Source organism: Yoonia sp. (genome assembly GCF_042093035.1).
GTDB lineage: Bacteria > Pseudomonadota > Alphaproteobacteria > Rhodobacterales > Rhodobacteraceae > Yoonia.
The window spans coordinates 1-23788 of record NZ_JBELFI010000030.1 but is presented as its reverse complement, the minus strand read 5'-3'; the positions used below and the strand labels follow the sequence as shown (position 1 = coordinate 23788).

Below are 23788 nucleotides of genomic sequence, written 5' to 3'. Positions count from 1 at the left end.
GCTCTTCCGATCTTGAAAATCTTGTCTGTGTCGTCATATTCCACGAGATTGCCAAGGTGGAAGAACGCCGTTTTCTGGCTGACGCGGGCCGCCTGCTGCATCGAGTGTGTAACGATCACGACAGAGAAGCTCTGGCGGAGTTCATCAATCAATTCCTCGACCTGGGCGGTTGCGATGGGGTCAAGTGCCGAACACGGCTCATCCATCAAAAGAACCTCTGGTGCGGTCGCAATCGCCCGCGCGATACACAAACGCTGCTGCTGACCACCCGACAGCCCCGTGCCGGGCGCATCAAGCCTGTCCTTGGCTTCGTTCCAAAGGGCCGCTTTGCGCAGGGATTTTTCAACAATTTCGTCCAGATCGGCCTTGTTGCGCGCCAGACCGTGGATTTTCGGGCCATAAGCCACATTATCGTAAATCGACTTTGGGAACGGGTTTGGTTTTTGAAACACCATGCCCACTTTCGCGCGCAACTGCACCGGATCGACCTTCGGGTCATAGATGTCCTCGCCATCAATCCGGATATCACCGGTCACCCGTGCAATATCAATTGTGTCGTTCATCCTATTGATACACCGCAAGAAAGTGGACTTTCCGCACCCTGATGGTCCGATGAATGCAGTCACTGTCTTATCGTCAATGTCAACATTGACGTCCTTGATCGCGTGGGTCTCACCATAATGGACCTGAACGCCCTTGGCAGAAATCTTGATATCTTGCTGCGTGTCCATTGCCCGATCCATATGTACCATATCTTCCATCTTCAGCCCCTTTTCTACCAACGCCGCTCAAATCGGCGGCGCAGGTAAATCGCGACAGCGTTCATAATAAGCAAAAACACCAGCAATGTAATGATCGCACCGGAGGCGCGCTCCACAAAGGCCGGGTCAGAGCGTTGTGTCCAGTTAAAGACCTGCACTGGAAGCGCGGTTGATGCCTCTCCGAAGAGGCCCGCTTCCGGGGTGTAGGCCGCCGGATACTCGCGCACGAAGGCCACCATGCCGATCAAAAGCAACGGTGCTGTTTCGCCAAGCGCCTGTGCCAGCCCAATGATTGTGCCCGTCAGGATGCCCGGTGCCGCCAGTGGCAGGACGTGGTGGAACACTGACTGCATTTTTGAGGCACCCACCCCCAAAGCCGCATCGCGGATTGATGGTGGCACGGATTTCAGTGCGGCCCGCGTCGAGATAATGATCGTTGGCAGCGTCATCAAGGTCAGCACCAAGCCACCCACGAGTGGCGAGGATTGGTTGAACTCCATGAAATTGATGAAAATCGCCAGGCCCAAAATGCCATAAACAATCGACGGCACCGCGGCGAGATTGGAGATGTTCACCTCGATAATGTCGGTAATCCGGTTCTTGGGTGCAAATTCCTCCAGATAGATCGAGGACGCCACGCCAATCGGCAGCGCCAGAAACAACACCACCAGCATCATGTAAACCGACCCAAGGATCGCAACGCCAAGACCTGCTGCCTCTGGCCTTTGCACAGATGCATCCGGGCGCGTGAAGAAACCCCAGTTGAACTTGGTCTCCATCGCACCCGCATCAGCCATCGCCTGGGCGATCATCAACGCCTCTGGCGATGTGTTGCCGTCAAGGGCAGCACTTTCCAAGGTAACGTCACCCTTGAAGTACGCGTCGATTCGGCCGGAGGCGAGAACTTCAAAAACCACCGTTTCCCCGACAAGATCAGGGTTCGCCAAAACGCGGTCGCGCACGTTTGCAGCGGCCTCCTTTGAGATCACATCCGCCAGATCGCGCGGGTTGATGGCAACGTCTATGCCGAGGCGGTCCACTTCTGCGGCGATCGCATCACGCAGCAAGGGCGCGTAGCCGATCGTGGTTGTCTTGGCCATTTCTGCTGGGTCGCGGTTACCGGCACGGTCAACCCGTTCTTCTACCAGTTCAACTGGCAGCGCGACGAAGGTCTGCTGAAACGCGCTCAGACCGTTGGACAGAACCGAGGTTAGCAGAATGACGAGCGCAAGCATCGACACAATAATGGCGCTCAGCCCGTAAATCCTGAAGCGTGCTTCGGCGGCATTGCGCTTTTTGGTGCGCACATCCGTTTTGAGAAGCGAAATGGTCATTCGTATTGTTCCCGGTATTTCCGCACAATGAAGAGGGCAAAGACATTCAGGCCCAAAGTGATGACAAAGAGCGTCAGACCAAGCGCAAAGGCCACAAGTGTCTCCGGACTGGCAAAATCGGTATCGCCGGTGAGCTGACTGACGATTTTGACGGTGACGGTTGTCATCGCCTCAAAGGGGTTCAATGATAATCGGGCCGCGGCCCCTGCCCCCAAGACCACGATCATCGTCTCACCAATCGCGCGCGAGGCTGCCAGCAGGATGGCCCCCACGATCCCGGGCAATGCGGCAGGCAGCACGACTTGACGAATGGTTTCGGATGGGGTCGCACCAAGGCCAAGCGAGCCGTCGCGCATCGTCTGTGGTACCGCATTGATGATGTCATCTGACAACGAGCTGACGAATGGGACCAGCATAACACCCATGACCAAACCAGCTGTCATCACCGATGACGCGCTTTGTCCCAGGCCCATCGGCGCTGCAAAGTAGTCACGCAGCAGCGGGCCCACGGTAATCAGGGCAAATAGCCCGTAAACGATGGTCGGGATACCGGCGAGGATCTCAATCGCGGGCTTGGCCACGGAGCGCAGGCCTCGGCCCGCATATTCCGACAGGTAGATCGCCGCAAAAAGGCCGATTGGCACCGCGAAAAGCAGCGCGATAAAACTGACGTAGAGCGTCCCCCAAAGCAGCGGAATGATCCCCAGATCGGAGTTGCCACGAAAATTCGGCGACCACGTCAACGAGAAAAAGAAATCACGCCAATCGTATTGGCCGAAGAAGTTGAAGGTCTCAAACAGCATCGAAAAGACGATGCCGACAGTGGTCAAAATCGCGATGGTCGAAGAAAAGATCAAAAGCCCGAGGATCCAGCGCTCCGCGAAGGTGCGGGCGCGGCTTTCGATCTTGATGGCCAACAGCGAAAGCGCGAAACCGGTCACGCCGAGCCCCAAGACGACCAAAGAGAAGAACCACCCCGGTGTGGTGCCAGTCAGTCGCGCATAAAGCGCCATGACCAATACCGCCGCCGATGCGGGAACCATTGTCGAAAGCAATGTGTTCAACGCGTGTTGCCTTGGCAAAGACACCAAGGCCCGGATGTCGCCGCCAGCGACCTGCAATGCCCGCATCCGCGCCACAAAAAAGCCGACCACCGCCAGCACAATTACAAACAGAAGCGGTGTCGTCAGCGATTGCATGGGATAGTTTCCATCATCAAGAAAATTCTGGGGCGTCAGCAGACGCCCCAGTGATAGCCGTAAAGATCAGGAGCCGGAACCCATCAAGGTCTCATTGGCAACAGTTTCCTGCACGCTCAACAACTCCGGATCAGAGACAAGACCGTAGTCGGCCAGTGGCCCCCAAGGACCGGCCACATCGTCAGAGACGAAGAACTCCGCGAATTCCTTCAGACCCGGAATGACACCGATATGTGCCGCCTTGATATAGAAGTAGAGCGGACGCGATACAGGGTATTCACCAGCAGCGATGCTTTCGGTGGTGGGAACAATGTCGTTCATGGTCGCAACTTGCAGCTTGTCGGTGTTGTTTTCATAAAACGACAGACCGAAAACGCCGATGCCGTTGCTGTCTGCATCGATGCGCGCCAGCGTCTCTGTGTAGTCGCCGTCGATATCGACCGACCGCCCATCGGTGCGGATCGCCATGCATTTCTGCTCGGCAGTATCCTCGTCAACGCCGGCGTCCAGCATGGCCTGGAAATAACCACCCTCTTCACAGCCCGCTAAAATCACCTTTTCCTCGAACACTTCACGGGTGCCGTGCTTGGTGCCGGGGATGAATGCCTGAATAGGCTGCGCAGGGAAGTCCGGGTTCACTTGGTCCCAGGTTTCAAGCGTGTTCGGAACGAGCGCGCCGTCGACGAAATGCTCGTTGGCGATGGCCTTGTACCAATCAACCGGCGTAAATGTGAATTCATTGCCGTTGATGTCGGAGGCGAAAACAATCCCGTCATAACCGATGCGCACTTCGATAATATCGGTCACACCGGCTTCGGCGCAAACGGCAACCTCTTTTGGACGGATTGCACGAGAGGCGTTTGCGATGTCGATTGTGTTGACACCGACGCCCTCGCAAAAACGCTTCAGACCAGCGGATGAACCACCGGATTCGACAACAGGTGTCGGGAAATCGAAGTTCTCGCCAAATAGCTCGGCGACGATTGAGGCGTAAGGTAGAACGGTGGACGATCCAGCAATCTGGACACTTTCACGTGCGAATGCGGATGTGGCAGTCACAGCAACCACAGCGGTTGCGGCAGTCAGTTTCATGAGCGACATCAAATATCTCCTGTCAGTCAAACATCGATAGAACGCGAGCCGCCCTATCATCCCGGCATCTTCTGCGCGCGGTGTTGAACGCTTTTGTGACGTTTGTGTAAAAGTTTTATGACGCCACGCCGGCGCCTTGCGAAATCGGCAGGAAAATCGAGACATTCGTGCCATTTCCGACTTCGCTTTCAATCAGAAGCCGACCGCGATGGCGATTGATGATATGTTTGACAATAGCAAGCCCCAACCCTGTGCCACCCACTTCACGCGAACGGTGGCTGTCAACGCGGTAGAATCGCTCTGTCAGCCGGGCTATGTGATGGGTGGGGATGCCCTCTCCGTTGTCGGCGACGATGATTTGCACGGCCTCACCCCGAAGGCGCGGATACATCTTGCGTGGTTTCAGCGTCACCGTCACTGCCCCACCCTGTGCGCCGTATTTGATGGCGTTCTCGATGAGGTTACTGAACACTTGCACCAGTTGACCGGCGTCACCTGGGACCATTGTGCCAGCGGCTTCGATTTCAAGCGCAACGGTGTTCCCAGCGGCGCTTGCCTGTGGCTCCAACGCTTTGATAACGGATGAGAGCAACCCTCCTAGATCAACTTGCTCGCGCGGCCTTACGCGTTCGTCTTCCTCAACGCGACTAAGCGAGAGCAAATCATCCACAAGTCGCGTCATGCGGTTGGCTTCATCTGACATAATGCCAAGGAACCTGTCGCGCGCCTCCGGATCATCACGGGCGGCGCCGTTGAGCGTTTCGATAAATCCCAGCAGTGCGGTAAGTGGTGTACGCAGTTCATGGCTGACATTGGCCACAAAATCGCGGCGCATTTGCCCCACGGCCTCTGCTGCGGTCTGGTCCTCGAATGTAAGCGCAATATCATCGCCAGCCATTGCCACAGCCACTCTGTAGATCGTATCATTGGCACCGTCGCGCCCGGTAAAGCGGACATGCCGCGATATGCGCTGCATGCGCGTTTCCGCGACGGCGGCAATGACAGCGGGTTGCCGGATGGCCGTGATGTAATGATTGCCCACCAGATTGGGTCCAAGGATCGCAGTAACTGCATCATTTGACGCGCGCACTCGGTCATCCTGTCCGATTAACAGGACCGGCACGGGCAAAGCCGCAATGACGGGCGCTATACGTTCAGCAGTCATTTTCCCGATGCCTCGCACGTATTCATATTGCATTCACCTTTGCGAAAATTTGTCATGACAAGGCCCCAAACTGGCCGTTGCGTCGCCTTGTGTGCGACTGGTTATTTGGATACCCATGTAGTTGTTTTAGACCCAACGCTTCCAATTATTGATTTGTCTTACATAAAGTTGACTTGAATGCGAGCGCGCAAAAAAATACGTGTTGCCAATGCTTCTTCTGGGCAAGAGACGCGCACCCTTATTGTCGGAGACATCCAGCGTTGGGCCTCAGACGGGCGCGACATCGCGGGTGATGCAGATTACAGTTACACAAGCTTTGCATCGCTGAGTCGTGAACTCTTGGCAGACATTGCCCCCGATTTGGTCTTGTCGCCTCTTGTCAGCAAAGACTTCGACGTCATTGATCTGGCCCGCCATTTGGCTGATCTGGACTATACGGGCAGCTTCCGCGTGATTCTGGACCGCATTCCTGACGCGGCGATTATCAAGGCAGAGGTGACTTTGGTCGCGCCGCACCTTGATTTCGACATCTATGAGTTGTAAGCCAAAGTCAGGTCTTAGAGCGGGCGCAAATCACAAGAAAACCGCGCCGCGTTCTCCTGATAGTGCCGTGCGGAGGCCCGCAGGCTTTCAATCGCTGCCATATCAAGTGCGCGCACGAGCTTTCCAGGTGCGCCCACCACGAGCGATCCGTCCGGAATATGTTTGCCCTCGGCAATCAAAGCCCCTGCCCCAATGAGACAGTTTCTGCCGATCACAGCACCATTGAGAACAGTCGCGCCCATGCCAATCAGGGAATTCTCGCCAATGTCACAGCCATGCAGCATGGCTTTATGGCCAATTGTGCAGCCCGGCCCGATCTCCAGCGGATAGCCCATATCGGTGTGCAGGACCGCGCTTTCTTGAATGTTCGTGCCGTAACCAACTGTGATACGTTCGTTGTCGCCCCGCAATGTGCTGCCAAACCAGACCGAGGTCCGATCCGCCAACACCACATCACCAATCACGTAGCATCCCGGTGCGATCCAAACGTCATCTCCGACAATGGGGTGGCGGTCGCCAAGGGCGTAAAGGCTCATGTCCGGTCTCCGAATTCTGATTGCAGGTGTCGCACGTGACCCACCAGTTCAGGCTGCTGGCTGCGACGTAAACGCTCAGCGCTGATAATCGTCTTCAATTGCGCCTCCGTTACGTCCAGATCGTCGTTGATGAGCACGTAGTCATACCCGTCCCAATGGCTGATCTCATCCCAGCTTTTGGCCATCCGGCCTTCGATCACGGCCGCATCATCCTGTCCGCGCGCGGTCAGGCGTCGGTGCAATTCCGTAATAGATGGTGGCAAAATAAAGATCGACAGCACGCTGTCTTGTAAGACAGAATTCTTTATCTGCTGCGCACCTTGCCAATCAATGTCAAAAAGTACATCGCGGCCCGCTTCAATCGCCGCTTGTATAGGCGCTTTGGGTGAGCCGTAATAATTGCCAAAGACCTGCGCGTGCTCAAGCATGTCGCCACTTTCGACCTGAGCGCGGAAATCGTCGGCACTGACAAAATCGTAGTCCTGGCCGTCAACTTCCCCGTCTCGGGGTGCCCGTGTGGTGGATGATACTGAAAACCGTAGCGTGTCATCCCAGATCCGCAACCGCGCTGCCAGCGTCGACTTTCCGGCACCGGATGGCGAGGACAAGATTATCAAAAGGCCGCGTCGGGACATGACGTTACTCCACGTTTTGGATTTGTTCGCGCATCTGGTCGATCACTGCCTTGAGGTCAAGACCGATCACCGTGAGCGCACCGCCCTGTGCCTTGGCGCAAAGCGTGTTGGCCTCACGGTTGAATTCTTGCGCCAGAAAATCCAGCTTGCGGCCAATCGGACCCTCAGCCCCCAACAAGGCACGGCCAGCTTGCACATGGGCGCGCAACCGGTCGATTTCCTCGGTCACGTCCGATTTGACCGCCAGGAGGGCAAGCTCCTGGGCAACACGTGCGGGCTCCACCTCGCTGACGTCCTCAAGCACCCGCCGGAGAGCCGCGGAAAGATTTTCATGTTGCTTTGGCGCGCGTTCAGCGGCGGCAATGGCAGCCCTTTCAGTCAGATCGGCAATCTGCGCAAACTGCTCTGAAAGAACCCGATGCAAAGCCGCCCCTTCACTGGCCCGCATGGCAACAAAAGCGTCCAACAGAGGTGGAATTTGGGCAATCAGTGCCGCCTGCAATGTCGCGGCATCCGCCTCCGGTTTTGCATTTGTCAGCACGCCGCGATGCCCGATCACGTCGGCGGCCGTGGGCTGGCCAAGGGTAACGCCCATTTCAAAAGCGCGCTCTTGCACCGCATCCAGTGCGGTCAGAACCGCATCCAAATGTGTCTGATCGACAGTAAGACCGCCTGCGCCATCTTCTTGCGCCAGCCGCAGGTTGACGGTGACATTCCCACGCCCCAACGCCTTTGACACGGTCTCTCGCAGTGCGGCCTCAACACCGCTCATACCTTCGGGAACCCTTAGGCGCAGGTCCAAGCCGCGTGCATTTACGCCGCGCATCTCCCATTGCCATGACACAACACCGAGATGTCCGCCAAGGGTGGAAAAAGCTGTCATGGAGTGCGTCATTGCAGGGCCTTTCGGACGTTGTTACATGCACCTAATGCGAAAATCCCCGATGGGGCAAGTGGGCGCGGTAAGGCAGCGCCTCAGCCGCAGGCACGTTAACCTTTTAACAATTTGTCAAGTGCGCATCGCGTCCCTGACTGTTAAAATGCTGTTAAGAAATCTGCAAAAACTTGCATCAATTCGAAATGAACGATTGCTCAGGAGGCTACAAAATGGACATGAACGACCAAAAAACACCCGCTGCCTCTGACGCGTCATCATATCTTGCCAACCCGCATCTGGTCAGCCTGGAGACGTATTGGAAAACGCTCCGCCATGCCCGCCGAGTGCCTGCGCGCAGTGATCTCAATCCGGCGCTGATCGATCAGGCCCTGCCTTTCAGCTTCATTCTGCAACGGGTCGCCCCCGGCACGGCACGGTTTCGGGTGGCAGGTCAGCAAATTCACGCCCTGATGAAAATGGATGCGCGCGGGATGCCGCTGACAAGCTTGTTTCAGCCAGAGACGCGCGACCCGTTGCGAGAGCTCATCGAAAAAGCCTTTCAAGCGCCCGCTATCATAGGTCTGCCTTTGCTCTCGCAGGGCGGCTTGCTGCGGTCCACGATATCGGGCGCGATGCTGCTTTTGCCAATGCAGGATACGCAAGGACATACAAACCGCTTGCTGGGGGCTTTGGTCTTTGATGAGATGACACTGCCCCGCCCGCGCCGCTTTGCTATTGATCCTGCGCAATCGATCCGGTGCGAAACACTCGGGCCCACCTTGGCTGCCAGCCAGTTGATACCCAAAGATCCGGTCAAGCAAAAAGGGCCGCATGTCTCGCAACACACGGCCCTTCGATTGGTTGTGAACAACGGCTAATTAGCCCGCTTTCGCTTCTTGCAGGGTGGCGCGGCGCGCGGACAGCTTTTCAGCAACGAGGAAAGCAAGCTCAAGCGATTGCGACGCGTTCAGGCGTGGATCGCAAGCGGTGTGATACCTGCTGGACAGATCCTCATCCGTCACAGCGCGCACGCCCCCTGTGCATTCGGTCACGTCCTTGCCGGTCATCTCAAAATGAACACCGCCGGGGATTGTGCCCTCGGACCCGTGAATTGCGAAGAATTCGGTGACCTCGCGCAGCACGCTGTCGAAGGGCCGGGTCTTGTAGCCAGTTGAGGACTTGATCGTATTGCCATGCATCGCATCGCAGGTCCAAACGACGTTTGCACCCTCCTCTTCGACCGCTTTGATAAGTCGCGGCAGATGTTCACCCACGGAACCAGCGCCAAAGCGCGCGATCAATGTCAGACGGCCCGCTTCATTGTGCGGGTTCAAGGCCGCCATGAGCGCCTTGAGGTGCCCTGTCGTCATGGATGGCCCACATTTCAGGCCAATCGGGTTTTGCACGCCTTTGCAGAATTCAACATGCGCGCCATCGGGCTGACGGGTCCGGTCGCCGATCCAGATCATGTGACCGGAGCCCGCGAGCCATTTGCCGGAGGTCGAATCCAAACGGCAAAGCGCCTCTTCATATTCAAGCAACAGCGCTTCGTGGCTGGTGTAGAAATCAACCGTTTGCAATTCATGGTTGGTTTCTGTGGTCAAGCCAGCCGCTTCCATGAAATCAAGCGTATCGCTGATGCGCGAAGCCATATCACTGTATTTCTGCACTTCGTTCTCGTCGGTGAAGCCAAGGGTCCACTTGTGGACCTCATGCACATTGGCAAAACCACCTGTCGAAAACGCGCGCAACAGGTTCAGTGTGGCGGCAGCCTGCAAATAGGCTTGCAACATCCGCTCAGGATCCGGGATGCGGCTGTCAGGGGTGAAATCAAAGCCGTTGATGATATCACCTCGGTAGCTGGGCAATTCCACGCCACCGACAGTTTCGGTGGGCGCAGAGCGTGGCTTGGCCATCTGACCGGCCATGCGGCCTACTTTGACGACTGGCACTTTTGCGCCGTAAGTCAGGACCATCGCCATCTGCAACATCACTTTGAAGGTGTCGCGAATGCTGTCCGCACTGAATTCTGCAAAGCTTTCTGCGCAATCGCCACCTTGCAGCAGGAACGCCTCACCACGGCTAACTGCGGCCAGCTCATCGCGCAATTTGCGTGCCTCGCCTGCAAAGACCAAGGGCGGATAGCTGGCAAGACGCGCCTCAACAGACGAAAGTGCGGCTGCGTCGGTATACGCGGGCATCTGGATCCGGGGCTTGTTGCGCCAGTCAGATTTTTGCCAGTTGGTCATTGTCTTGCTCCATTATTCATGCACGGTTAGCGTTATCAGGGTTGCGGTATAACGCGGCTACTGACCCGCGCCAATGGCAAAAAGCCACCTTGTCTTTTTGGCAGTTTGGAGCAGATCGGAAACTTTCCCCCTTGCCCGCCCTTGCCAAACCTGATGAGGTCAACCACGCATTAGAATACCACGGACCCACATGATGCCAGTCGAGCCACAAATCGTCGAAGTAGATCACAGCGGCAAACCACGTCGCTATGTATTTGTGCTGATGGACAATTTCACAATGCTCTGTTTTGCCGCCGCAGTGGAGAGTTTGCGCATCGCAAACCGGACTGCCGGAAAAGAGCTTTATACTTGGCGGATCATTGCAGAGGGCGGCGAAGAGGCCACCTGTTCCAACGGTTGCGCATTCCGGGTTGATGACGATCTCTGTGAGCTTGAGCGTGACGACACGATTATGCTTTGCGGTGGCGTTGATGTGCAGCAGGCCACTACCAAGCGCGTGCTGAACTGGTTGCGGCGCGAAGCACGGCGCGGTGTCACCATCGCTGGACTTTGCACTGCTGGCTATACGTTGGCCAAGGCGGGATTGCTGGATGGCAAGAAGGCCACGATCCATTGGGAAAATCAGGACAGTTTTGCCGAAGAATTCGAAGATGTTGAGCTTACCAAGTCGGTTTTCGTAGTGGACGGCAACCGGATCACGACCGCGGGCGGCACCGCATCAATTGACCTGATGATAAAACTGATCGCCGACCAGCATGGCGAAGACCTCGCCAATGCTGTTGCCGATATCCTGATCTATTCCTCCATTCGGACCGACCAGGATACCCAGCGTTTGTCGATCCCGACACGGATTGGTGTGCGCCACCCCAAGCTGAGCCGTGTAATTCAAATGATGGAACAAAACATCGAAGAACCGATCAGTCCTGCCATTCTGGCGCGCGATGTGGGCATGTCCACGCGCCAACTGGAACGCCTGTTCCGGCGGTATCTGTCGCGCAGCCCCAAGCGGTACTACATGGAATTGCGCCTGCAAAAGGCGCGCAATTTGCTGATGCAGACAGATATGACGGTAATTAATGTGGCCTTGGCCTGTGGTTTTGCATCGCCTTCGCATTTCTCGAAATGCTATCGGTCGCACTATGATACCACCCCCTACCGCGAGCGTGGCAGCCATGCTGCAAGGTTGTCGGTTTAGGAAATTCGCCGTTTCGCCGCTGGATTTGCCCCGCGATCAGGAAAAAACACTCTCTCAGCGCCGTCTAAAAGCCGAATGACCTTGGGTTCCGACTTTCCTTTTGGAAACACCCTGTTAAATTCCTCGGCAGGATAAAAAATCCAATTGGGAGAAAAGAATGAAAAACCTACTTTTGGCGACATCCGCCGCAGCAATGATGGCTGGTGCTGCGGTCGCTGGCGGGCACAGTGAAGAGGTCAAGATCGGTGTGATCTTGGGATTCACTGGACCGCTTGAATCGATCACACCCGCAATGGGTGCCGGCGCAGAGCTGGCAATGGCTGAAGTCAACGCAGCGGGCACATTGCTTGGTGGCGCGACCGTCACATCCGTGCGCGGTGACAGCACATGCATCGACGCGGGCGCGGCAACTGCCGCAGCAGAGCGTCTGGTCACATCCGATGGCGTGAACGCGATCATGGGTGCCGATTGTTCCGGTGTGACTGGTGCTATTTTGCAAAATGTGGCCCGTGCAAACGGTGTTGTCATGATTTCGCCATCCGCGACGTCGCCCGGCCTGTCCACAGCTGAGGACGATGATCTGTTCTTCCGCACCGCACCGTCCGACGCCCGTCAAGGTGTCATCATCACAGAGATCCTGCAGGATCGTGGTGTCAGCGAAGTTGCATTGACCTACACAAACAACGACTACGGCAAGGGGCTCGCCGATGCGTTCCAGGCTGCTTTTGAGGCGGCTGGCGGCAATGTCACAATTTCAGCGGCACATGAGGACGGCAAGGCCGATTACTCTGCTGAAGTTGGTGCATTGGCATCCGCTGGCGGCGAAGTGCTGGTTGTTGCGGGCTATGTTGACCAAGGCGGTTCCGGTATCATCCGTTCATCGCTGGACACGGGCGCGTTTGACACATTCTACCTGCCAGACGGCATGGTCGGTGCGGTTTTGAACGACAATTTCGGCGATGAGCTGAACGGCTCATACGGGGCCTACCCCGGCACCGATAACGCCGGTGCGGGCATGTTTGTTGATCTGGCGGCAGAAGCCGGCTTTGACGGCACAGGCGCGTTTTCCCCTGAAAGCTATGACGCGGCAGCACTAATTATGCTGGCGATGCAGGCCGCGGACTCGTCTGACAGCGCGGACTTCAAAGACCACGTCTTTGACGTTGCAAACGCACCGGGCGTACAGATCATGCCGGGCCAGTTGGCTGAAGGTCTCGCACTTGTCGCGGCAGGCTTTGACATCGACTATGTGGGCGCATCTGCGGTCGACCTGATCGGACCCGGCGAATCCGCTGGCAACTATCAGGAAATCGAGTTTGCAGACGGCGAATACTCCACAATCAACTACCGTTAATCGGAGCAGTTGAATTTGAAACGGCGCGGGTTCTTGCCCGCGCCGTTTTGCAAGGCAAGCTGCGTGTTTGATGCAGCGCGAGGGGACATGTGAATGATCGTCGTTCAAGATGTGGTCAAAAGCTTTGGCGGTTTCCGCGCCGTAGATGGTGCAACCCTGACAATCGCAGAAGGGTCAATCACCGGGTTGATAGGACCAAACGGGGCCGGAAAAACAACTCTTTTCAACGTGATCGCGGGCGTTCTTAAACCTTCAGCGGGTAAGGTGACAATGCTGAGTGAGGATATCACCGGCCTGCCACCGCATGAACTGTTCCACAAGGGCCTGCTGCGCACCTTCCAGATCGCGCATGAGTTTTCATCCATGACAGTCCGCGAGAACCTGATGATGGTTCCCGGCAACCAATCGGGTGAACAGCTTTGGAATACATGGTTTGGCCGCAAGCGTATCGCCAATGAAGAGCGCGCATTGCAGGCAAAAGCCGATGAGGTGATCGAATTTCTGACAATCGACCACCTGAAAGAAGAAAAAGCGGGCAACCTCTCTGGTGGGCAGAAGAAGTTGCTTGAGCTGGGGCGCACCATGATGGTCGACGCCAAGATCGTATTTCTTGATGAAGTCGGTGCAGGTGTGAACCGCACCCTGCTCAACACAATCGGTGACGCGATCATCCGCCTTAACAAAGAACGCAGCTATACATTTGTTGTGATTGAACACGACATGGATTTCATCGGACGCCTTTGCAATCCGGTCATTTGTATGGCTGAGGGTCGGGTTCTGGCCGAAGGTACGCTGGATGAGATCAAGGCAAATGAGCAGGTGATCGAGGCCTACCTCGGCACCGGATTGAAAAACAAAGACAAGGTGAGTGTGACATGAAATTCCTGCTAACCGTCATTTTCGGGGCTATTCTGGGCTCTGCTGCGACCTTCTACTATATCTACGTCAACCACGCGGACCCTACTGAACAGGAGCTGATGCGCACGACGTTGACGGACTACCTGCCCTTCCTCGCCGAGTATGTGAACCCGTGAGCGATAATCCCTACCACGACGATCGCGGCAATAAGGACCGGACGATCACCAAAGAAGGTGGTCGAACCTTCACTGCCGCAAATAGCAGCCCGCGTCGCAGTGCGACACGCCGCGATGAACCGTTTCTGATCGGTGACGCCATGACCGGCGGCTATGGCAAGGGCCCCGATATTCTGCATAGCTGTACAATAGCTGCCGAAAAAGGTGAGATTGCTGTCATCGTTGGCCCCAATGGGGCCGGGAAATCGACTGCCATGAAAGCCATCTTCGGGATGCTTAACGTCAATGAAGGCGCAGTCCGACTGGATGGCGAAGATATCACTCATCTGTCCCCTCAACAGCGCGTTGTGAAGGGCATGGGGTTCGTGCCGCAGGTGGCCAATATATTCACCTCCATGACGGTGGAGGAAAATCTCGAAATGGGGGCCTTTATCCGCCGTGATGATTTCAACGATACGATGACGCAAGTGTACGATCTGTTTCCGATCCTCAAAGACAAGCGCAAGCAGCCTGCGGGTGAGCTTTCGGGCGGTCAGCGCCAGCAGGTTGCCGTGGGGCGGGCTTTGATGACACAGCCAAAGGTATTGATGCTGGATGAACCGACAGCCGGTGTCTCGCCCATCGTCATGGACGAGCTTTTTGACCGCATTATCGAAGTCGCCCACACGGGCATACCGATCTTGATGGTGGAACAGAACGCTCGGCAAGCGCTTGAAATCGCAGATAAAGCCTATGTTTTGGTACAGGGCCGCAACGCCCACACTGGCACCGGAAAAGAGCTGTTGGCCGATCCTGAAGTGCGCCGGAGTTTCTTGGGCGGATGAAGATGCACGCCATCATCTGTGCAACCTTGTCAGGCCCGGCGATGGCTGAGGTCGTCTCATGCGATCTTTCCGGCACCCCGCTGCGATTTGCGATCGACCGGGCGCAATTCGCGCCTGCAATCGATCAGGCAGAGCCACCGCGCCGCCGCGTGACGACAGTGCAGCAGGGCGACGCAACCTTTCCCGCAGAGCCAATCCTGATGGGCGATCTGCGCGGCTTCTGGGCAGAAGGTATGGGCGGAGCGGACATCATGCTGGTCATCCAAGCCGACGGCACGGCCGTATATGCCAACCCGCGGGCCGGAACACGCATCACCGGCACTTGTGAGGTGATCCAATGAACAACACGCCAATGAATTCCAAGGGTATTTTGTAAATGGACTTTCTGAACGCTATCGTCGCCTTTGCGAACTTCGTTTTCGTCCCCGGCCTCGCTTACGGTGCGCAGCTTGCGATTGGCGCGCTTGGGGTGACAATGATCTACGGCATCCTGCGGTTTTCGAACTTTGCGCATGGTGACACGATGGCTTTCGGAACCGCGATTACGATCCTGTTTACAACGGGCCTTATCAGTATGGGCATCACCTTTGGCCCGCTGCCGACGGCACTTCTTGCCCTGCCCTTCGGAATTGGTGTGACGATCCTGCTTTTGCTCGGCACCGATTGGGCCGTATATAAATTCTACCGTGAGCAAAAGGCTAAACCGGTCATCCTTGTGATCGTTTCCATGGGTGTGATGTTCGTCATGAACGGGATTGTGCGCTTCATCATCGGAGTGCGTGACATCCGCTTTGCGGATGGAGAACGTTTCATCATCACCGCGCGCGGCTTTCGTGAAACGACAGGTCTGCGAGAGGGGCTGGCGATCAAGACGACCCAGGCGATTACCGTCGTTGTGGCCTTTATCGTTGTGGCCCTGCTGTTTTGGTTTCTCAACAAGACCCGCACAGGCAAGTCCATGCGCGCCTTTTCAGATAACGAAGATCTGGCCCTGCTGTCAGGCATCAACCCCGATTGGGTCGTGAAAGTGACATGGATGATTGTTGCCGCACTTGCCACCACTGCGGGCGTTCTTTACGGGCTGGACAAGTCTTTCAAAGCCTTCACCTATTTCCAACTCTTGCTGCCGATCTTTGCCGCAGCCATTGTAGGCGGTCTTGGCAATCCGCTGGGTGCCATTGCGGGTGGCTTTGTGATCGCCTTCAGCGAGGTCACAATCACCTACGCATGGAAAAAAGTGCTGGTCTATATGATGCCGGAAAGTCTGGAACCCGACGGGCTGGTCCAGCTCCTGTCCACCGACTACAAATTTGCCGTCAGCTTTGCGATCCTGATTATCGTGTTGCTGTTCAAGCCGACCGGCCTGTTTAAGGGGCAATCCGTATGAAAACCGCCATCAAAGATACCGCACTTTTCGGCCTGGTCGCTGTCCTGTTGCTTGGGACGGGGATGATTCAGGGGTGGAACTCTGCATTGTTGATCCTGAACATGGGGCTGATTTCTGCGATCATGGCATTGGGCGTGAACCTGCAATGGGGCTTTGCGGGCCTGTTTAACATCGGTGTGATGGGTTTCGTGGCCTTGGGCGGTCTGGCGGCCGTTCTGGTCTCGACCGAACCTGTGCCAGAGGCTTGGCAGGCCGGTGGCTTGCGCATCTTTGCAGGTCTGGCACTCGGAGCGGCCACGGTTGTGGCGGCTGTTATCGCGCAGCGACGTTTTGAAGGGCGCATGAAAACCATTCTCACGCTGGTTATTCTTGTTGGCGGTTTCTTCCTTTACCGCGCTGTTTTCGATCCCGGCAAAGAGGCCGTGGAGGCTGTGAACCCTGCCCTGACGGGTAATTTGGGCGGTCTGAACCTGCCAATTATCCTCAGCTGGCCTGTGGGTGGGTTGTTGGCCGCCGGTGCGGCTTGGGTGATCGGGAAAACTGCCCTTGGGTTGCGGTCCGACTATCTGGCAATTGCGACGCTGGGGATCGCTGAGATCATCATTGCGGTGATGAAAAACGAAGACTGGCTGGCGCGTGGCGTCAAGAACGTCGTGGGCCTCGATAGCCCTGTGCCGGATGCGGTGACGCTGCAAAATGATCCCGCCTTCGTGGAACGCGCGATGAACCTCGGGCTTGATCCGGTCATTGGCTCTACGCTCTATAACAAGGCCGGTTATGCGGTACTGTTTACTGTCGTTCTACTGATCCTGCTGTATCTGGCTCAGCAAGCGCTCAAGAGCCCATGGGGTCGCATGATGCGGGCGATCCGCGACAATGAAACCGCAGCGGAGGCGATGGGCAAGAATGTCACCGCCCGGCATTTGCAGATATTCATTCTGGGGTCTGCCATTTGCGGTGTTGCGGGCGCGATGATGACAACACTTGACGGTCAGTTGACACCCGGCACCTATCAGCCGCTCCGCTTTACCTTCCTTGTCTGGGTGATGGTGATTGTCGGAGGGTCAGGCAATAACTTTGGTGCCGTCCTTGGCGGGATGCTGATTTGGTGGCTCTGGGTGCAGGTAGAGCCGCTCGGGCTCGGCCTGATGAATATCCTGTCCAGCGGTCTTGAAGATGGCAGTGCGCTCAAGGACCGGATGCTCGAATCAGCGGCGCATATGCGGTTGCTGACGATGGGTCTGGTGCTTTTGCTGGTCTTGCGGTTTAGCCCGCGTGGTTTGATCCCCGAACGCTAGCTTGCCCTTGCGGTCTGCGCTGTTAAAACGGGGCGAACTGCTTTGAACCTGAGGGTCAAATGGCGCTAATCTTTCGCTGGCTTGTCCGGCTTGCATCTGCATTGATATTTTTGGCAATCGCGCTTCTTGTGCTTGCCTATTACTTCGCATCACGGTCCTTGCCTGACTATGAGGGCACGCGTGAGGTCGCGGGCATTTCCGCGCCGGTTGAAATCGTCCGCAATAACGCCAATGTCCCGCATATCTTCGGCGAAACAGACGAAGATGTGTTCTTTGCGCTCGGATATGCACATGCGCAGGACCGGATGTGGCAAATGACCATGCTGCGACGCACGGCCCAAGGGCGTCTGTCGGAATTGTTCGGGGAACGAACCGTGCGCATCGATGAGGCCATGCGCCGTTTCGATCTCTATAATCTGGCGGTTGCGTCAGTGCCAGCGCAAACCGAAGAGACAAAGGCGACGCTGGATGCCTATGCCGCCGGCGTGAATGCGTGGCTCCGCGAAGTGAACGCAGGCGCGCTGGGGCGCGGTGCGCCGGAGATGTGGTTGTTCAATCATCCGGTCGCGCCGTGGCAAGCCGCCGATTCCATCGCGATCCTGAAGCTGATGGCGCTAGAGATGACATCTTCGCTCGGTGAAGAAGTCCTGCGGGCGCGCACATCGCTTTTGCTCGGCAATGATCGGCTGAAGGATATTCTGCCTGATGATCCGACAGCCCCGCTGACAAGTTTGCCTGAATACGCAGCTTTGGTGCCAGATGTGCCGTCGTATTCGCCGAATATGCGCATGGCCTATGATCCGCTTTCGCCGATAAATCCGGTGCCGCTGTCTGGGGCCTCGAATGCGTGGGCCGCGACGGCAGCACGGTCTGCCACCGGATCGACCCTGCTGGCCAATGATCCGCATTTGGGTCTGACGGCACCGTCAATCTGGTATCTGGCACGGGTCGAGCTTGAAAACGGCGGTGTGATCGGCGGCACAATCCCCGGCGTTCCTGCCGTGCTGGCGGGGCGCAGTGACACTGTTGGGTGGGGCGCGACGAGCGCCAGCGTGGACGATCAGGACATCTTCATCGAGGAAATTAACCCAGATAATCCCAATGAATACCGCGGCCCTGATGGGTGGGAGCCGTTCCGCACCCGTGACGGCATCATCAACGTCAAGGATGGGCCTGCGATCACGCTGCGCCTGCGCTGGACGGCCAATGGGCCGGTGATGCCGCCCGATCAGTTTGATCTGGGCACGATCACACCGCCCGGGCATGTCACGGCGATCAGTTGGACGGCGCTTTCGGACCGCGACACCTCTATGTCGGCGGTGCTGGCGATCACCAAGTCGCGCTCCGTCGAGGAGGCTATTCGTGCAGGGCGTGATCTTGTGGCACCGGCGACAAACCTTGTTGTTGCGGATCGCAATCGTGTTGCGCTCAAGGTTATCGGGGCCTTGCCTGCGCGCGATGCCGCGCACCAAAGTCAGGGCCGTCTGCCCTCTTTTGGCTATCTGCCGCAAAACCGCTGGCAGGGTCGCTATCCCTACGACGAAAACCCGGTCTTTCTTGATCCCGAAGGCGGCATACTCGGCAATACCAACAATAAAATTACCGATGCGCCCTTCCCGCGCAATTTGACGTTTGAATGGGGCGACACCCAGCGCATCCAGCGTTGGCGTCGTTTGATGCAGGCGCGTGAGGTACACACCCGCGACAGCTTCATCGAGGCACAATTGGACACGGTCAGCTATGCTGCCTTGACGCTCTCCACCCTGATGGGTGCCGATCTATGGTTTACCGGCGATGCCGCGCCGGTCGGCACGCCAGAAAGGCGGCGTCAGGATGCCTTGAACCTGCTGTCAGCCTGGAACGGAGAGATGAACGAACATTTGCCAGAACCGCTGATTTATGCTGCATGGACGCGCGCCTTTCAGCAACGCCTGATCCGGGATGAACTGGGTCCGCTGGCCAATGAATATACCCATGTTGACCCGGTCTTTATTGAGCGCGTGTTCCGCGACATCGACGGGGCGTCGGTCTGGTGTGACGTGATCCAATCCGCTCCCGTTGAAACCTGCACAGACATCGCCCGCCAATCGCTCGATGAGGCGCTGATCTGGATCACCGAAAACTATGGCGAGGCTATTGAGGCCGTTCGCTGGGGTGATGCCCATGTCGCGACCCAAGATCATCCCGCGCTGGGCAATACGCCTTTCCTGGAATGGATCGTGAATATCCGGCAATCAACCAGCGGCGGCGATCAGACGTTGCAACGGGGCACCACCTCTGGCGAGGATCCCTACCCGTTCCGCAATGTCAATGCAGCGGGTTATCGGGGTGTTTATGATTTTGCGGACCCCGATAGCTCTGTTTTCGTCATTTCTACGGGCCAGTCCGGGCATCCGCTGTCGCGCTATTATGACAATCTGGGTGAGCTTTGGCGGCGTGGCGAATACATACCAATGTCGCTTGATCCCGCGCTGGCACGGGCGGCGGCTGTTGGGGTGACTGTCTTGCGGCCTGCGAACTAGGCGCGGGGGGCCTCTGACTCTGCCCGCAAATCTTCGTACATCTGGGACATGATCGCTTGCAGTCTATCCGCCAGGTCGCGCGCGTCTTCGTCAAGCAGACCGGCCGTTGGAACCGGTTCTCCGAAACGCACGAAGACTGTGCCGGGTTTCACCCGAACGGACGGAAAGGGCATGATGCGATGGCCCCCGAAGAACGCGACAGGAACAATCGGCGCCTGCGCGCGGATCGCGATCAGGCTTGATCCGATCTTGAACCGGCCAATGCCATCGACCCCCACAATCCGGCCTTCGCCACCCCATGCAACGCGTTCGCCGGTCTTGATCGCGGCCACCATCTTGGCCAGCAATCTGTCGACACCTGCGCGGTTGCCCCGCGGCACCATCTCCAGCCCGACCTTGGTAAAGGCCGCCCGTCCGCCGGGGAAATAGGCGTATAGGTCAGCGGCAGCCCCCCGGTCGATATAGGGCCACATCGCAAGGCAAAAGGCGTTCACGTCGATAAAGGAGGTCTCGTTATAGCAAACCACACAGCCCGTCGTGATGTCCGGTTTGATCCCGTCAACGACCACATCAACCCGACAACGACGCAAGAACTTTTTGATATGCGCCTGCATGAAACCGCGGGCTTCATCTCTGGTTTCTGCTTGCCAGATAATCCGCGCATTCATGAGCGGCGTCGCGGCCAACCACAACGCACAGGCCCATGCGCCGCGACAATATTGACTGAGTGCCCCCATGGTGATGTTCGTTCCCTGGTTTCAGAGCCTCGCGAAACGCTCTTTCTGCAATGCGGTCCAGAACACGGCAAGGTCGTAGCCTTCCTCTGTCTGGCTTTCGTCTGTGACGACGCCTGCCGCATACAACCATGCACGTTTGCGGCCGTCAGCGAAAGCCAATGTCAGCGTTTCCACTGACCTTGGGTCTTTCAGCTTATCAGGGATCGCCGCCAACAAGCGCGTTAAACCTTCGCCTGTGAGCGCGGAAACCGCAAACAGATCATCCATCCGCGCGGCTTGTGTCACAACCGCGTCGCGGTCGTCACCCTCCAGAAGATCGACCTTATTCCATACCTCGATAATCGGCGCTTCTTCGGCCACACCCAGACTTTGCAGGATCGCGTGAACGTCCTGCGCTTGTTCTTCGGTCTGGGGGTGGCTGATGTCGCGGACATGCACGATCAGATCAGCATCCAGCACTTCTTCCAATGTGGCACGGAAAGCCGCAACAAGCTCTGTCGGCAGATCGCTGATGAAACCCACGGTGTCAGACATGATGATTTCGTCGCCCGTCGGCAGGACGATCTTGCGCATCGTCGGATCAAGTGTCGCAAAAAGCATATCCTTGGCGAAAACCTTCGCGCCCGTCAGGTAGTTAAACAGCGTCGATTTTCCCGCGTTGGTATAACCGACCAAAGCGACAATCGGAAACGGCACTTTGGCACGTGATGCACGGTGCAACTCACGGGTCTTAACGACCTTCGCCAATTGCTTGCGCAAGCGGTTGAGCTGTTCGTCAATGGCACGGCGGTCGGCCTCGATCTGGGTTTCACCGGGACCACCGACGAAGCCCAGGCCACCACGCTGACGCTCCAGGTGGGTCCATGCGCGGACAAGGCGTGTGCGTTGGTAAGACAAAGCAGCCATTTCGACCTGTAACACACCCTCGGATGTGCGCGCACGGTCGCTGAAGATCTCAAGGATCAGGCCGGTGCGGTCGAGCAGCTTGACGCCCCATTCCTTTTCCAGATTGCGCTGCTGGACGGGCGTAACGGGGCCATCGATCAGGACCAGTTCAACCTCATTGTCGTGAAACACGTCCTTGAGTTCCGCAATTTTGCCCTTCCCGAAAAGCTTACCGGGGTGAATGCGCGGCAAACGCACGATATTTGCACCCACAACCTGCAAATCCGGCAAAGCCGCCGCCAGCGACACGCCCTCTTCCAAAGCAGGTTCAGCCGCGCGGGCGGTTTGGTCAGATTTGAGATCCGGGTGCAGCACCCACGCCCGTGTGATGGGCCGATCATGTTCCAGCAATGCTACTCTTCACCCTCATAAAGGCTGATCGGCTGGGACGGCATGATCGTGGAAATGGCGCTTTTGTAGACAAGCTGTGACTGGCCATCGCGACGCAACAGCACGCAAAAGCTGTCGAACCAGGTAATCACACCCTGCAATTTCACACCGTTCACGAGGAAAATCGTGACCGGAACCTTGGCCTTGCGCACATGATTGAGAAATGCATCTTGCAGGTTTGCTTTATCGGCAGCCATGACGACACCCTTTTCTTTTTATTATTTGTGGCCGTAATAGGCCCCCCTGGACTGTTTTTCAGTATGTCGTGCGAAAAGATGAGTTTCCACCCCCAAAATGCACATGACTAAAACGCTTATCGTTGCCATATCTCCGGATTGAACAAAGCAATGATCGCAAGCGTCTCCAATCGGCCCAAAACCATGGCAGCGGCGAGGATTGCCTTGGCCGTCTCTGGGATGCCGGAATAGGCGATTGGCGTCTCCGCGGCAACGGATGCCAACGGGCCTGTCGTCGAAAGCGCTGATATTGTCAGAACAATCGCCGTTTCAAACTGAACACCTGTCAACGACAACATCACCATCACTGCCGCGATGCTGAGCGCAAAGAGCATGAAAAACACCCATGAGATATAGGCACCCTGTCTGCGGATACGCCGCGCGTCCTTGCCACCGCCACCGACCGAGGAGGGATGCAGCAACCGGTCCTGTTCACGTTCACTGTGACGATAGAGCGCATAGATGCGCAGTAATTTCACACCACCCGCCGTTGTCGCAACCCCGCCACCAATCAGCGCCATACCCATCAGAAAAAGCCCCGGCGTGCTAAGACCCGACCAAGCCGTCGCGCCATGCCAGAAGCGCGATTCAAATCCTGTTGTCGTCAAGAAAGATGTCACAGTGAAAAGACTGCCCCAGATCGCGGCGGCGATCTGATTGATGTTCGCGGCTGTCGTACTCTCGGTTGCGCCCAGAAAGTGCCGGAAAAACAAAAGCAGCGTGACTGACGATATAAGCACCAGGGCTGTGATGAACTCAGGATCGCGGCGCAGTTTATGGTTGCGTTCTCCAATCAGGCCACGGCTGAACGTAAGGCGCGACAGGGCAAAGACGAAAAAACACATGATGATGACTTCACCCCAAAACCGTGAAGCCGCAAAATAAAGCCCGCCGATCGGGGAAATACCGGATGTTGAAAGTGTCGACATCGCGTGGATCAGCGCAATGTAAGGTACTTCGCCCACGATGACCAATCCGATCCACAGTACGACCGTCAGGCCGATATAGATCGGTGTCAGTGTCAGCGTGTAGCGGATCAGACGCTCTGACGGGTCGGCAATCCGGCCAATCTGGCTAAACCCACCCGATGAGCCGCGCCCTGCACCACCGCTGGCGCGCACTTCAAAACCGCCAAGGTTCATCGGTGCGAAAATCGACACCGCGGTAACCCAAACCAAAAGCCCACCCAACCAACCGACCAGGCCACGCCACAGGTGCTGTGACGGGGTCAAACGGCCAGCTGTGTCATAAACGGTGGCCCCTGTGGTGGTGAAGCTTGAAACCATCTCGAACCATGCGTGCAGGAAAGTGCCGGTGCCGACAGCCTCATAAAACGGAACAGCGAACATCACCGGCAGCAAACTGAACGCAGCGAGCAGGCCTACAAGCTGGCTGCGTGCAACGCTTTGCGGCCTGTAGCCCGCCGTTGCCAAGGCGATGAGCACGGTCAAAAAGGAAAACAGAATGAACCCGTA

Annotated in this window: 24 protein-coding genes; 11 read left to right on the top strand and 13 right to left on the bottom strand. The window is 56.8% G+C overall.

Annotated features, from left to right (window positions below; genetic code table 11):
- The 5 genes from pstB to ACFDSS_RS06280 all read right to left on the bottom strand — a co-directional run.
- Nucleotides 1-761, bottom strand: a 761-nt coding sequence (gene pstB, locus ACFDSS_RS06300) for a phosphate ABC transporter ATP-binding protein PstB (RefSeq protein ID WP_375254915.1), incomplete at its 3' end; no start/stop codon positions are given.
- 14 nt (nt 762-775) lie between these two features.
- Nucleotides 776-2095 (bottom strand): phosphate ABC transporter permease PstA, encoded by a 1320-nt coding sequence (gene pstA / locus ACFDSS_RS06295; protein ID WP_375254914.1) that lies wholly within the window; start codon nt 2093-2095, stop codon nt 776-778.
- A complete protein-coding gene (pstC, locus tag ACFDSS_RS06290; protein WP_375254913.1) occupies nt 2092-3294 on the bottom strand; it encodes a phosphate ABC transporter permease subunit PstC in 1203 nt (400 codons plus the stop codon). Before pstC ends, pstA begins: the two co-directional genes overlap by 4 nt.
- Before the next feature lie 66 nt (nt 3295-3360).
- On the bottom strand, nt 3361-4395 hold the full coding sequence (locus ACFDSS_RS06285) for a substrate-binding domain-containing protein (RefSeq protein WP_375254912.1): 1035 nt from the start codon (nt 4393-4395) through the stop codon (nt 3361-3363).
- 106 nt (nt 4396-4501) lie between these two features.
- Nucleotides 4502-5551 (bottom strand): sensor histidine kinase, encoded by a 1050-nt coding sequence (locus ACFDSS_RS06280; protein ID WP_375254911.1) that lies wholly within the window; start codon nt 5549-5551, stop codon nt 4502-4504.
- A gap of 177 nt (nt 5552-5728) precedes the next feature.
- On the opposite strand from ACFDSS_RS06280, the gene ACFDSS_RS06275 reads away from it, so the two are divergent.
- Entirely contained in the window at nt 5729-6094 is a 366-nt protein-coding gene (locus tag ACFDSS_RS06275; RefSeq protein WP_375254910.1) for a hypothetical protein, read from the top strand.
- 14 nt (nt 6095-6108) lie between these two features.
- Here the strand turns inward: ACFDSS_RS06275 and ACFDSS_RS06270 are convergent, their stop codons facing one another.
- From ACFDSS_RS06270 to ACFDSS_RS06260, 3 genes are read right to left on the bottom strand one after another with little or no spacing between them, the layout of a single operon-like run.
- Nucleotides 6109-6630, bottom strand: coding sequence for a gamma carbonic anhydrase family protein (locus tag ACFDSS_RS06270; RefSeq protein ID WP_375254909.1), 522 nt, complete (start codon nt 6628-6630; stop codon nt 6109-6111).
- Entirely contained in the window at nt 6627-7265 is a 639-nt protein-coding gene (gmk, locus tag ACFDSS_RS06265) for a guanylate kinase (RefSeq protein ID WP_375254908.1), read from the bottom strand. The genes ACFDSS_RS06270 and gmk overlap by 4 nt, the downstream gene beginning before the upstream one ends.
- 4 nt (nt 7266-7269) lie before the next feature.
- Nucleotides 7270-8148, bottom strand: a complete 879-nt coding sequence (locus ACFDSS_RS06260) for a YicC/YloC family endoribonuclease (protein ID WP_375254907.1) — start codon at nt 8146-8148, stop codon at nt 7270-7272.
- A 224-nt stretch (nt 8149-8372) separates the two neighbouring features.
- Between ACFDSS_RS06260 and ACFDSS_RS06255 the strand changes: the two genes are divergently transcribed.
- Complete coding sequence (locus ACFDSS_RS06255; protein ID WP_375254906.1) at nt 8373-9020, top strand: PAS domain-containing protein; 648 nt, start codon at nt 8373-8375, stop codon at nt 9018-9020.
- On the opposite strand, the gene ACFDSS_RS06250 is transcribed toward ACFDSS_RS06255, so the two are convergent.
- Nucleotides 9021-10391, bottom strand: a complete 1371-nt coding sequence (locus tag ACFDSS_RS06250; protein WP_375254905.1) for a class II 3-deoxy-7-phosphoheptulonate synthase — start codon at nt 10389-10391, stop codon at nt 9021-9023.
- 193 nt (nt 10392-10584) lie between these two features.
- Here ACFDSS_RS06250 and ACFDSS_RS06245 point away from each other — a divergent pair, with 193 nt between their 5' ends.
- The 9 genes from ACFDSS_RS06245 (at nt 10585) to ACFDSS_RS06205 (ending at nt 20005) form a co-directional block, all read left to right on the top strand.
- A complete protein-coding gene (locus tag ACFDSS_RS06245; protein ID WP_375254904.1) occupies nt 10585-11586 on the top strand; it encodes a GlxA family transcriptional regulator in 1002 nt (333 codons plus the stop codon).
- A 157-nt stretch (nt 11587-11743) separates the two neighbouring features.
- Nucleotides 11744-12940, top strand: coding sequence for an ABC transporter substrate-binding protein (locus ACFDSS_RS06240; RefSeq protein WP_375254903.1), 1197 nt, complete (start codon nt 11744-11746; stop codon nt 12938-12940).
- 93 nt (nt 12941-13033) lie between these two features.
- Nucleotides 13034-13819 carry an ABC transporter ATP-binding protein gene (locus tag ACFDSS_RS06235; protein ID WP_375254902.1) on the top strand — a complete coding sequence of 262 codons (786 nt, stop codon included), beginning with the start codon at nt 13034-13036 and terminating at the stop codon, nt 13817-13819.
- Nucleotides 13816-13974 carry a hypothetical protein gene (locus tag ACFDSS_RS06230; RefSeq protein ID WP_375254901.1) on the top strand — a complete coding sequence of 53 codons (159 nt, stop codon included), beginning with the start codon at nt 13816-13818 and terminating at the stop codon, nt 13972-13974. Before ACFDSS_RS06235 ends, ACFDSS_RS06230 begins: the two co-directional genes overlap by 4 nt.
- A 140-nt stretch (nt 13975-14114) precedes the next feature.
- Nucleotides 14115-14798: an ABC transporter ATP-binding protein gene (locus tag ACFDSS_RS06225; RefSeq protein ID WP_375254917.1), complete on the top strand. Its 684-nt coding sequence runs from the start codon at nt 14115-14117 to the stop codon at nt 14796-14798.
- Between the two features lie 41 nt (nt 14799-14839).
- The gene (locus ACFDSS_RS06220) at nt 14840-15139 is read left to right on the top strand and encodes a hypothetical protein (RefSeq protein ID WP_375254900.1); all 300 of its coding nucleotides are present in this window, start codon (nt 14840-14842) and stop codon (nt 15137-15139) included.
- A 35-nt stretch (nt 15140-15174) separates the two neighbouring features.
- The gene (locus tag ACFDSS_RS06215) at nt 15175-16185 is read left to right on the top strand and encodes a branched-chain amino acid ABC transporter permease (protein ID WP_375254899.1); all 1011 of its coding nucleotides are present in this window, start codon (nt 15175-15177) and stop codon (nt 16183-16185) included.
- Nucleotides 16182-17483 (top strand): branched-chain amino acid ABC transporter permease, encoded by a 1302-nt coding sequence (locus ACFDSS_RS06210; protein ID WP_375254898.1) that lies wholly within the window; start codon nt 16182-16184, stop codon nt 17481-17483. The genes ACFDSS_RS06215 and ACFDSS_RS06210 overlap by 4 nt, the downstream gene beginning before the upstream one ends.
- 59 nt (nt 17484-17542) lie before the next feature.
- Nucleotides 17543-20005 (top strand): penicillin acylase family protein, encoded by a 2463-nt coding sequence (locus ACFDSS_RS06205; RefSeq protein WP_375254897.1) that lies wholly within the window; start codon nt 17543-17545, stop codon nt 20003-20005.
- On the opposite strand, the gene ACFDSS_RS06200 is transcribed toward ACFDSS_RS06205, so the two are convergent.
- From ACFDSS_RS06200 to ACFDSS_RS06185, 4 genes are all read right to left on the bottom strand, one after another.
- Nucleotides 20002-20742 (bottom strand): lysophospholipid acyltransferase family protein, encoded by a 741-nt coding sequence (locus ACFDSS_RS06200; protein WP_375254896.1) that lies wholly within the window; start codon nt 20740-20742, stop codon nt 20002-20004. The genes ACFDSS_RS06205 and ACFDSS_RS06200 overlap by 4 nt on opposite strands.
- A gap of 21 nt (nt 20743-20763) precedes the next feature.
- Nucleotides 20764-22035 (bottom strand): GTPase HflX, encoded by a 1272-nt coding sequence (gene hflX / locus ACFDSS_RS06195; protein ID WP_375254916.1) that lies wholly within the window; start codon nt 22033-22035, stop codon nt 20764-20766.
- A 5-nt stretch (nt 22036-22040) separates the two neighbouring features.
- A complete protein-coding gene (gene hfq, locus ACFDSS_RS06190) occupies nt 22041-22274 on the bottom strand; it encodes an RNA chaperone Hfq (RefSeq protein ID WP_296431229.1) in 234 nt (77 codons plus the stop codon).
- A gap of 116 nt (nt 22275-22390) precedes the next feature.
- Nucleotides 22391-23788 (bottom strand): TrkH family potassium uptake protein (locus ACFDSS_RS06185; protein WP_375254895.1); only part of this gene is annotated, 1398 nt, incomplete at its 5' end.

Excerpts from the sequence above, each read along its gene's own strand:
- ACFDSS_RS06275 (WP_375254910.1), top strand. The coding sequence starts at position 5,729 with ATGCGAGCGCGCAAAAAAATACGTGTTGCCAATGCTTCTTCTGGGCAA.
- hfq (WP_296431229.1), bottom strand. The coding sequence starts at position 22,274 with ATGGCTGCCGATAAAGCAAACCTGCAAGATGCATTTCTCAATCATGTG.
- ACFDSS_RS06215 (WP_375254899.1), top strand. The coding sequence starts at position 15,175 with ATGGACTTTCTGAACGCTATCGTCGCCTTTGCGAACTTCGTTTTCGTC.
- ACFDSS_RS06270 (WP_375254909.1), bottom strand. The coding sequence starts at position 6,630 with ATGAGCCTTTACGCCCTTGGCGACCGCCACCCCATTGTCGGAGATGAC.
- ACFDSS_RS06285 (WP_375254912.1), bottom strand. The coding sequence starts at position 4,395 with ATGTCGCTCATGAAACTGACTGCCGCAACCGCTGTGGTTGCTGTGACT.
- ACFDSS_RS06205 (WP_375254897.1), top strand. The coding sequence starts at position 17,543 with ATGGCGCTAATCTTTCGCTGGCTTGTCCGGCTTGCATCTGCATTGATA.
- ACFDSS_RS06245 (WP_375254904.1), top strand. The coding sequence starts at position 10,585 with ATGCCAGTCGAGCCACAAATCGTCGAAGTAGATCACAGCGGCAAACCA.
- pstA (WP_375254914.1), bottom strand. The coding sequence starts at position 2,095 with ATGACCATTTCGCTTCTCAAAACGGATGTGCGCACCAAAAAGCGCAAT.
- ACFDSS_RS06220 (WP_375254900.1), top strand. The coding sequence starts at position 14,840 with ATGGCTGAGGTCGTCTCATGCGATCTTTCCGGCACCCCGCTGCGATTT.
- ACFDSS_RS06200 (WP_375254896.1), bottom strand. The coding sequence starts at position 20,742 with ATGGGGGCACTCAGTCAATATTGTCGCGGCGCATGGGCCTGTGCGTTG.
- ACFDSS_RS06250 (WP_375254905.1), bottom strand. The coding sequence starts at position 10,391 with ATGACCAACTGGCAAAAATCTGACTGGCGCAACAAGCCCCGGATCCAG.
- ACFDSS_RS06280 (WP_375254911.1), bottom strand. The coding sequence starts at position 5,551 with ATGACTGCTGAACGTATAGCGCCCGTCATTGCGGCTTTGCCCGTGCCG.
- ACFDSS_RS06230 (WP_375254901.1), top strand. The coding sequence starts at position 13,816 with ATGAAATTCCTGCTAACCGTCATTTTCGGGGCTATTCTGGGCTCTGCT.
- ACFDSS_RS06210 (WP_375254898.1), top strand. The coding sequence starts at position 16,182 with ATGAAAACCGCCATCAAAGATACCGCACTTTTCGGCCTGGTCGCTGTC.
- pstC (WP_375254913.1), bottom strand. The coding sequence starts at position 3,294 with ATGCAATCGCTGACGACACCGCTTCTGTTTGTAATTGTGCTGGCGGTG.
- ACFDSS_RS06255 (WP_375254906.1), top strand. The coding sequence starts at position 8,373 with ATGGACATGAACGACCAAAAAACACCCGCTGCCTCTGACGCGTCATCA.
- ACFDSS_RS06240 (WP_375254903.1), top strand. The coding sequence starts at position 11,744 with ATGAAAAACCTACTTTTGGCGACATCCGCCGCAGCAATGATGGCTGGT.
- ACFDSS_RS06225 (WP_375254917.1), top strand. The coding sequence starts at position 14,115 with ATGACCGGCGGCTATGGCAAGGGCCCCGATATTCTGCATAGCTGTACA.
- gmk (WP_375254908.1), bottom strand. The coding sequence starts at position 7,265 with ATGTCCCGACGCGGCCTTTTGATAATCTTGTCCTCGCCATCCGGTGCC.
- ACFDSS_RS06235 (WP_375254902.1), top strand. The coding sequence starts at position 13,034 with ATGATCGTCGTTCAAGATGTGGTCAAAAGCTTTGGCGGTTTCCGCGCC.
- ACFDSS_RS06260 (WP_375254907.1), bottom strand. The coding sequence starts at position 8,148 with ATGACAGCTTTTTCCACCCTTGGCGGACATCTCGGTGTTGTGTCATGG.